Origin of the sequence: Streptomyces rishiriensis, from assembly GCF_003112535.1 — a bacterium.
Classification (GTDB): domain Bacteria; phylum Actinomycetota; class Actinomycetes; order Streptomycetales; family Streptomycetaceae; genus Streptomyces; species Streptomyces rishiriensis.
This window is the reverse complement of the sequence record NZ_BEWA01000048.1, coordinates 1-8,271: the sequence shown is the minus strand read 5'-3', so window position 1 is coordinate 8,271 and position 8,271 is coordinate 1. Positions and strand designations below refer to the sequence as shown.

11 protein-coding genes are annotated in these 8,271 nt (G+C 69.5%); 10 read left to right on the top strand and 1 reads right to left on the bottom strand.

Annotated features, from left to right (window positions below):
• On the bottom strand, nt 1-553 hold a 553-nt coding region (locus Sri02f_RS40630; RefSeq protein ID WP_109006300.1), incomplete at its 3' end, for an IS701 family transposase.
• 281 nt (nt 554-834) lie between these two features.
• Here Sri02f_RS40630 and Sri02f_RS40625 point away from each other — a divergent pair.
• The 10 genes from Sri02f_RS40625 to Sri02f_RS40580 all read left to right on the top strand — a co-directional run.
• The gene (locus tag Sri02f_RS40625; RefSeq protein WP_109006298.1) at nt 835-1,773 is read left to right on the top strand and encodes a MerR family transcriptional regulator; all 939 of its coding nucleotides are present in this window, start codon (nt 835-837) and stop codon (nt 1,771-1,773) included.
• A 57-nt stretch (nt 1,774-1,830) separates the two neighbouring features.
• Nucleotides 1,831-1,953 carry a hypothetical protein gene (locus Sri02f_RS43775; protein ID WP_281261928.1) on the top strand — a complete coding sequence of 41 codons (123 nt, stop codon included), beginning with the start codon at nt 1,831-1,833 and terminating at the stop codon, nt 1,951-1,953.
• A complete protein-coding gene (locus Sri02f_RS42365) occupies nt 1,953-2,372 on the top strand; it encodes a flavin reductase (protein WP_218029942.1) in 420 nt (139 codons plus the stop codon). The genes Sri02f_RS43775 and Sri02f_RS42365 overlap by 1 nt, the downstream gene beginning before the upstream one ends.
• Nucleotides 2,369-3,118, top strand: a complete 750-nt coding sequence (locus tag Sri02f_RS40615) for an SDR family oxidoreductase (RefSeq protein WP_109006297.1) — start codon at nt 2,369-2,371, stop codon at nt 3,116-3,118. The genes Sri02f_RS42365 and Sri02f_RS40615 overlap by 4 nt, the downstream gene beginning before the upstream one ends.
• 352 nt (nt 3,119-3,470) lie before the next feature.
• Nucleotides 3,471-4,310: a helix-turn-helix transcriptional regulator gene (locus tag Sri02f_RS40610; protein WP_109006299.1), complete on the top strand. Its 840-nt coding sequence runs from the start codon at nt 3,471-3,473 to the stop codon at nt 4,308-4,310.
• A gap of 243 nt (nt 4,311-4,553) precedes the next feature.
• Nucleotides 4,554-5,147: a TetR/AcrR family transcriptional regulator gene (locus tag Sri02f_RS40605; protein WP_109006296.1), complete on the top strand. Its 594-nt coding sequence runs from the start codon at nt 4,554-4,556 to the stop codon at nt 5,145-5,147.
• A gap of 104 nt (nt 5,148-5,251) precedes the next feature.
• Nucleotides 5,252-5,989 (top strand): NADPH-dependent F420 reductase, encoded by a 738-nt coding sequence (locus tag Sri02f_RS40600; RefSeq protein ID WP_109006295.1) that lies wholly within the window; start codon nt 5,252-5,254, stop codon nt 5,987-5,989.
• Nucleotides 5,990-6,255: 266 nt separating this feature from the next.
• Nucleotides 6,256-6,957 carry a nitroreductase gene (locus Sri02f_RS40595; protein ID WP_109006294.1) on the top strand — a complete coding sequence of 234 codons (702 nt, stop codon included), beginning with the start codon at nt 6,256-6,258 and terminating at the stop codon, nt 6,955-6,957.
• Between the two features lie 200 nt (nt 6,958-7,157).
• A complete protein-coding gene (locus Sri02f_RS40590) occupies nt 7,158-7,700 on the top strand; it encodes an LLM class flavin-dependent oxidoreductase (RefSeq protein WP_245971033.1) in 543 nt (180 codons plus the stop codon).
• The coding region (locus Sri02f_RS40580; RefSeq protein WP_167467716.1) for a transposase at nt 7,693-8,271 on the top strand (579 nt) is incomplete at its 3' end. The genes Sri02f_RS40590 and Sri02f_RS40580, both read left to right, overlap by 8 nt.

Genomic DNA, 8,271 nt, shown 5'->3' with positions numbered 1-8,271 from the left:
GGGTGTCGAGCATGTCCAGCGCCAGCCGCCACTTCTCGCGGTGCCCGACCTCGGGCGGGACACGGGTGGCGGTGCGGCGTTCGGTGTCCGCGGCCCACTCCCTGGGCAGGAACAGCCGCCACTGCAGCGGGCAGGACGCGGTGTCCGTCGCGGCGTGGACGCTGACGGCGACCTGGCAGTTGGCGCGTTTGCCCAGGGCTCCGCAGTACTGCGGAGCCACCCCGGCCGACATCCGGCCGTCCTTGGGCATCGACACGTCGTCGATCACCCAGGCCGTCGGGTTGATCAGCGGCAGCATGCGCTCTGCTATCCGCCGCTGCACGGGCACCGGGTCCCAGGTGGACTGGTTCACGAACTGCTGCAGGTTCTGTTCGTTGCCGTCCGGCAGCCGCGAGGCCATCGCCTGGATCGACTTGCGGCGGCCGTCCAGCATCAGTCCCCGCAGATAGCAGTCGCCCTTGGCCCGCTGGTCCTTGCGCGGCACCGAGGCGAACACATCAGCCACGTACAACGCCAACTTCGCCCGGACACGGTTCACTTCATGTGCGTCCATCCATCCAACATGCCCGAGAACAGGCCGAACACGAAGACCTAACGGAGTCCTACTAGATGAATGAGTCCAAGGGCTGGTAGCCGTAGGCCGTCAGCGAGCGGTCTCGCATGTCGCTGCCATCTTCTCGCCCAGCACGTGCAGGGCGTGCCCGTTTCATCCTGGCGGTCAGCGAGGAGCACGCGACGCATGCTTCAGCAACTCGGAGGACGTCTCGTGGTCGGGGCCCTGCTCGGGAACAATGGCCTTGAGTCTCCAGTGACTGGAGACAGCAGAGTGGGGGCATGGACGTTACGACCCTCTACTCGATCGGGGAGCTTTCCCGACGGACCGGCTTGTCTGTGAGGACTATCCGGTTCTACTCCGATTCGGGGGTGGTGGCGCCGACCACCCGTAGTCCCGCCGGCTATCGACTCTACGACCTCGACGCACTGCTTCGTCTGAAACTCCTTCGCACACTGCGCGAGCTGGGCATGGACCTGGCCACTATTCAACGGGTCCTGGACCGCGAGCTCTCGGTGGCGGAAGTCGCCGCGGCGCACGCCGACGCCATGGACGTCCAGATCCGGGTGCTGCAACTGCGTCGGAGCGTTCTGCGAGTCGTGGCCAGACGCGGGTCCAGTCCCGAGGAGACCATGCTCATGCACAGGCTCACGCAGTTGTCCGGCGAGGAACGCCGACGTTTGATCGACGATTTCATGGATGGCACCTTCGGCACAGTGGATGCCGACGCGACCGCGCTGGCCATGGTTCGTGCTGCCACGCCCGACCTCCCCGATGATCCGACCAGCGAGCAGGTCGCCGCGTGGGTGGAGCTCGCCGAGCTGGTCGGAGACGAGGATTTCCGTGCCCGGATGCGCCGGACGGCCGTGCGTCAGGCCGCCGGGCGCCCGCTCGACATCGAATGCGACGCCGGCGAGGAACTGACGGAATTCACCCGTCAGAAGGTGGCCGAGGCCATGGAGTCGGGCATCGACCCGCTCGGCGACAGGGGCGCACCCGTCATCGACGACCTCGTGCACCGCTTCGCCGAGGTGTTCGCGCGCACCCCTGACACGGAATTCCGGGACTGGATGGCCCAGCAGTTCGAAGAGGCGCACGATTCCCGGGTGGACCGGTACTGGCGGCTGGTGTGGATCGTCAACGGCTGGCAGGTAGTACCGAACCTGATCCCGGTGTACCCCTGGCTCATCCAGGCCCTGCGAAACGACCGTGACGCATAGTCACCGCAGATGGGCACGCCCCGGATCCCTGAATGAGTCCAGGGATCGCCTGCGGACATGCGGAGCGGTCGGTTCCGTCGCTCGGCGGGCGACGACTACGAGGGCCCCACCCTGCGCGACCACCTCGGAGCCCGCGACCAGTACGGTCTGGACCCCCGCGTCACGGAAACGGCCCGCTGATGACCACCACCCACCTCCCCAGCACCGTCTCCCTGCAGGCGTTCCGCGACGCCTTGGCCACCGTCGCCTCCCCCGTCGCCGTGGTCACGGCAATGGACGGCCCGTGCCCGCACGGCACCACGGTCAGTGCCTTCGCCTCCCTGTCCCTGACGCCCCCGATGGTGCTGGTGTCCCTGGACAACCGCTCCCTTGGGCAGGTCACTGGTGCGGACGGGGAGGAAGCGCGGCAGGCCACGTCGCGGAGGTCCCTCGCCGTGTGGGGACACGTCGACAGACGTGCGGTGCAGGGACGATTCCACCAGGCAGAGACCGCCGATCCATGGATGAACCTTCCTCTCCCGCCCCTGCGCGGGCGCTCCTACGGTCGGTGCTGCGGGCGCTCACCGGCCCGCCGTACCGAAGGAGCAAGACCCCCATGAAGATGACCGGCAACACGATCCTGATCACCGGCGGCACCTCGGGCATCGGCCTCGGTCTGGCCCTGCGCCTGCACGAGGCCGGCAACAAGGTGATCGTCGCCGGCCGGCGCAAGGAACTCCTCGACGACATCACGGCCGAGCACCCCGGCATCGACGCTCTCGTCCTCGATGTCGCGGACCCCGACTCGATCGCCCGGGCCCGTGAGACCGTGGCGGCGAGCCACTCGGGGCTGAACGTCCTGGTCAACAACGCCGGCATCATGCTGCCGGAGAACCTCCTCGACCCGGCCGGACTCCAGGTCGCCGAGGACCACGTCGCGACCAATCTGCTCGGCACGATCCGGATGACGTACGCCTTCCTGCCCCTGCTGGTGGGCAAGGACGACGCGGTCGTCGTGAACGTCACCTCCGCGCTGGCGTTCGTACCGTTCCCGATCACCCCGACCTACAGCGCGACGAAGGCCGCACTGCACTCCTTCTCCGACAGCCTGCGCATCCAGCTCACCGGTGCTGACGCCGGCGTCCAAGTGATCGAGGTGGTCCCGCCGGGCGTGCGCACGACCCTGATGGGTCAGCAGGACAGCGACCAGTCCATGCCGTTGGACGACTTCCTCACCCAGGCCCTCGACCTGCTGCGCGAGAAGCCCGACGCGAAGGAGATCGTCGTCGAGCCCGCCAGGTTCATCCGCGACGCGGTGGCCACCGGCACCTACGACGACGTCCTCGCCGTGATCAGCGGCAGCTGACCGACCTGTTGTTGCCGACGGGAAGCAACAGCACGCGGGCACCGTCACACGGCGAACCTCGTCGTATCAGCCAGGCCGGGCGACGAGGCTCGGGGCTCGTCCAAAGCGTCAGGCGTCCTCGACGGGGGACCGTCGCGGCGGGCCGTCTTCCCGACCGACGGCCTGCGCGGCTCCGCCGACTGCCGGCGATTTTCCCAGCGGGTCGTGCAGGTCAGGTGATCATCGGGGTCTCTCGCCGCGAGCGCTGTCGGCGTCGGCCGTACGAGCGGCTTCGCAGGGGCGAGAGGGGAGGGCTCAGCCATGGATCGGCGGTCTCTGGATAGCCGGGCGGGATGCGGCGAGGATGGACGGCATGGACAAGAAGGAACTGGCGGAATTCCTGCGCCACCGGCGTGAGGCGCTGCGGCCCCGTGACGTCGGGCTGGTCGAGGGAGCGCGCAGGCGTACGCAGGGGCTGCGCCGCGAGGAGGTCGCGCAGCTCGCCGGCATGTCCACCGACTACTACGCCCGGCTGGAACAGCAACGTGCCCCGCAGCCCTCCGTCCAGATCACCACGGCTCTCGCCCGGGCACTGCGGCTGTCCCTCGACGAGCGCGACCATCTCTTCGTCCTCATCGGCCACAACGCCCCGGCCCGCTTCCAGCGCTCCGAACATGTCAGCCCGACGCTGCTGCGGGTCCTGGACCGCCTGGACGACTCACCGGCCATGGTGCAGACCGACCTGCTCGACACCCTCGCGATGAACCCGCTGGCCATCGCGCTGCTCGGCGACCAGACCCGCCACACCGGCCTCGCCCGCAGCGGCTACTACCGCTGGTTCATGGACCCGGCCGAGCGCCTGATGGTTCCCGAGGAGAGCCGCGAGCGCCACGGCCGCGCGCAGGCAGCCCGTCTGCGGGCCGCGCTCACCGCCGGCAGCGACACCCCCCGGGCCGCCCGGATCCTCGCCGAACTCCAGCAGCACAGCCCCGAGTTCGTCCGCATGTGGGAACTCCAGGAAGTCGCGCAAAGCTACGACGACTGCAAGACCCTCCTCCATCCCGAACTCGGCCGCATCGACGTCGACGCCCAGCTCCTGTACACCGAGAACCGCGCCCAGACCCTGGTGGTGCTGACCACTCGCCCCGGCACGGAGAGCCACAGCAAGCTCGAACTGCTCTCCGTCACCGGACACCAGCAGCTCACGCCCTGACGTCCTACCGGGGACCGGGCCGGGCTCGGCGCGGGAGGGGCCCGACAGGGCGTCTTGGAATGGTGCAGCCCGCACGGCTTTCGCCCGCTCTCCACGGCCGAACATGTCGGCCCCCTGCGCTGTCCGGGCTCCGCGCTCAGGCCGCCCATTTGACCGGATGCTGCCTCCGCTTTATTCTCGAATGCGTACGGAGGCAGCATCCGTTTTGATGCGGCCGCACGATCCCGGCAGGCAGGAGTACTCATGAGCGCCGGTGAACAGCGGGGACGCAAGCCCCGCGCGGACGTCCAGCGCAACCGGGCGGCCCTTCTGGAGACCGCGCAGCGTCACTTCCTGCAGCACGGGGTCGGCACCTCCCTGGAGGCGGTGGCCAAGGAGGCGGGCGTCGGGCCCGGCACCCTGTACCGGCACTTCCCCACCCGGGAGGCGCTGCTGGCGGCGGTGCTGCAGACGCGCTCCGAGGAGCTGGTGGCCCGCCAGGCGGACATCGAGCAACTCGACGACCCGGCCGAGGCGTTGGAGCAGTGGCTGCGGGCGATGGAGGAGTACTTCAGCGCCTTCAGTGGGCTGCCGGACCCGCTCATGGCCGCGGCCCGGGCGCAGGAGCCGGACAACCCGCTCACGATCCCCTGCGACATCCTCATCTCCGCCACGGATCAGTACGTGCGAGCCGCGCAGCTCGCGGGGTGCGTGCGCGCGTCGGTGCGGGGGAACGACCTGTTCCTCGCGGCCTGCTCCGTTGCCTGGATCAAGGGCGCCGGCACCGACGAGGAGTCGCTCGCCCGGCTCCGCACGCTCATCGCGAGCGGCTACCGGGAGCGGGACACCCAGGCGTAAAACGCCAGACACCGCGCCTCCCTCCAGCAAGGCCAGGTGGCGCCGCCGCACGGCCATCAATCGCGCTGCCCTCAGGGGCGGCACAACCTCTCAAGGGACAAATCATGAAAATTACTGTCATAGGCGCTGGTGCCATCGGCGGGAACCTCGCCGCCAAGCTCAGCACGGCCGGTCATGACGTCGAGGTGGCCGACGCCCGCGGCCCCGAGGCCGTCCGGGCGGAGGTGCTGGAGTCCGGGGCCCGCGCGGCGGACCTCGCCGAGGCCGTCCAGGGCAGGGACGTCATCGTCCTGTCGATCCCGTTCGGGGTGGCGGGCCAGCTGGCGGACCTGTTCGCGTCGGTGCCCGACGAGACGGTGGTCATCGACACCTCGAACTACTACCCCGGCATGCTCAGCGAGCCGATCGAGGCGGTGGACAACGGCCAGGTGGAGAGCGCGTACACCGCCGAACTGCTCGGCCGCCCCGTGGTCAAGGCGTGGAACGCCGCCCTGGCAGAAACCCAGCGGACCAAAGGCGTCCCGGCCGGAACACCCGGCCGCCTCGCCATCCCCGTCGCCGGCGACAGCGAGGAGGCGCGGCGCGTGGCCATGCAGCTCGTGGACGACACCGGCTTCGACCCCTACGACGCCGGCATGCTGGCCGACTCCTGGCGCCAGCAGCCCAACAGCCCCGCCTACTGCACCGAACTGACCCTGGAGGAACTGCCGGCGGCCCTGGCCGCGGCCGACCGCGCCAAGGACGCGGCCATCCGCGACACCCTCCCGGAACGCATCGCCGCCCGCGGTGCCAATCCCACTCTCGACGACATCGTCGAGATGAACCGCGCCGCCCACCGCTGAGTCACCCGACGCGGCACTCGTGCACGCAACGACCCGCGGGCGGTAGCAGCGGCACGCCACCAACGCACAAAGACGAACACGAAGAGCGCCCCCCCACGCTGCAGCCTCGGCACCTCGCTGCCTGCGAACATCCGCAAGCCTGCAGATAGCCGCACAGCGCATCTCGCATCCGGCCCTCACGCCGACTGCCGCCTCGTGTGGCCTGCCGTACTGCGCTGTGCCGCGGCCGCCGTGGCGGAGACTGCGCGCCACGGAGAGGAACCGCCTTGCCCGGCACCGCATCACTCTTCACCGACATCGCACGCTCCCGCCGCTCCCCCCGGCAGTTCCTGCCCACCGCCCTGTCCCCTGCGGACATCCGCGGTGTGCTGGAAGACGCGCAGACCGCCCCCTCGAACAGCAACACCCAGCCGTGGACGGTGCACGTCGTCTCGGGGGCGGCGCGGGACGCCCTGGGCAAAGAGCTGCTCCAGGCCGAGGAGGAGGGGCGGACCTCCCCGGATTTCACCGATGGCTATGGCGAGGAGGGCATCTACGTCGAGCGGTCGCGGGCCCTGGGCGCGAGTGTCTACCGGGTCCGGGGCGTCGAGCGCTCGGACCGGGACGGCAGGAGGGCGGCGGTCCGTGAGAACCTGGAGTTCTACGGGGCTCCCCATGCCGCGTTCCTGTTCATGCCGGCGCTCGGAGACGGAGTACGGACGGCCGGCGACATCGGCATGTACGCGCAGAACTTTCTGCTCTCGCTGGCGGCCCGGGGGCTGGCCGGCATCCCGCAGACCATCCTCGGCGTCTACGCCGACACCGTCCGCGAGTTCCTGGGCGTCCCTGCGGAGCTCAAGCTGCTGTTCGGGATCTCCTTCGGCATGGCCGACCCGGCGGCACCTGTGAACATGCTCCGCACAGAGCGGGTTCCGCTGCAGCGGAGCGTGGTCCTCCACGACACACCCGGAGTCCTCGACAGGCCGTAGTTCCTCCGCCCGCAGGAACCATCCGGTGCCGTGCCTGGGTTTGGGGCCGACACTCGGCCGGCCCCGAACCCAGGCACCCGCACGGCCTTTGACAACCCCGAAGATGCCTCCGCCCCCGAGAAAGCAAGTGGAGGTGTTCTCCCCATTTCATCGCTCATCCTGGAGAAGTAACCGTGACAAGCCGACGGACGGTCCTGGGCATGCAGTTCAGCGGCGGATACGGGGCCGCACCCGGGGCCTGGCGGCTGCCGGGCGCGAACCTGAACAGTTACACCGACATGGACCAGTTCGTGCGTTACGCGCAGGCCGCCGAACGCGGCAAGATCCAGCTGCTGTTCATCGCGGACACCCCGGTCCTGGACGTCGACCTCGACCACCATGCCCCGCACCACGTGATCGACCCGCTGCTGATCCTGACCGTCCTCGCGCGCGAGACCGAGCGGATCGGCCTGGTCACCACCGCCTCCACCACGTTCACCGAGCCCTGCAATCTCGCCCGCCAGTTCAAGGCCCTGGACGTGATCAGTCACGGTCGCGCCGGATGGAACGCGGTGACCACCTCCGACCCCGCCGCCGCGGCTGCACAGCGCCCGGATTTTCAAGCTCGCCAAGGACTTCGCGGGTCAAGGCCGCACCCAGGCGATCAACCAGCTCAAGGCCGTCCTAGAAGGTTCATGAAGATCTTGGGTTCTGGCCCTGCCGCGTCAGCGGCAGGGCCAGACTCGTCGTGTGGCGATGGGTGAGTGGGTCGGTGAGACGGTTGGGCCGGATGTGTGGGAGACCTGCCGGGATCTGATCCCGGTGGGGAGTGTGTTCGCGTTCCTGGCCGGGCATCGTGGCGAGCTGTTCCCGGCTGAGATGTTCGCGGACATGTACCCGTCGGCGAACGGGCGGCCGAGCATGCCGCCGCAGATCCTGGCCGCCGCGATCACCTTGCAGGCCCTGCACGGGCTGTCGGACTTCGAGACGGTGCAGGAACTGCGGTGCGACCTGCGGTGGAAGGCCGCATGCGGGCTGGGCCTGCACGACATGGCCTTCGACCCGTCACTGCTGGCCTACTTCCGCCGCCGGCTGGCCCGTTCCGCCCGCCCGAACCGCATCTTCGACGCCGTGCGCGAGGTCGTGAGGGCCACCGGCGTGCTAAAGGGCAAGCACCGTCGGGCGCTGGACTCCACCGTGCTGGACGACGCGGTCGCCACCCAGGACACCGTCACCCAGATCATCGCCGCCGTCCGCGCCGTGATCCGCGAGGTCCCCGGCGCTGACACGGTCGCCGCCGCCCAGTGCACCGCGCACGACTACACCGACCCTGGC

What these genes read in the sequence shown, in the direction of transcription:
- Sri02f_RS40600 (WP_109006295.1), top strand. Translation starts at nt 5,252, where the DNA reads ATGAAAATTACTGTCATAGGCGCTGGTGCCATCGGCGGGAACCTCGCC.
- Sri02f_RS40590 (WP_245971033.1), top strand. Translation starts at nt 7,158, where the DNA reads ATGCAGTTCAGCGGCGGATACGGGGCCGCACCCGGGGCCTGGCGGCTG.
- Sri02f_RS40625 (WP_109006298.1), top strand. Translation starts at nt 835, where the DNA reads ATGGACGTTACGACCCTCTACTCGATCGGGGAGCTTTCCCGACGGACC.
- Sri02f_RS42365 (WP_218029942.1), top strand. Translation starts at nt 1,953, where the DNA reads ATGACCACCACCCACCTCCCCAGCACCGTCTCCCTGCAGGCGTTCCGC.
- Sri02f_RS40610 (WP_109006299.1), top strand. Translation starts at nt 3,471, where the DNA reads ATGGACAAGAAGGAACTGGCGGAATTCCTGCGCCACCGGCGTGAGGCG.
- Sri02f_RS43775 (WP_281261928.1), top strand. Translation starts at nt 1,831, where the DNA reads ATGCGGAGCGGTCGGTTCCGTCGCTCGGCGGGCGACGACTACGAGGGC.
- Sri02f_RS40615 (WP_109006297.1), top strand. Translation starts at nt 2,369, where the DNA reads ATGAAGATGACCGGCAACACGATCCTGATCACCGGCGGCACCTCGGGC.
- Sri02f_RS40605 (WP_109006296.1), top strand. Translation starts at nt 4,554, where the DNA reads ATGAGCGCCGGTGAACAGCGGGGACGCAAGCCCCGCGCGGACGTCCAG.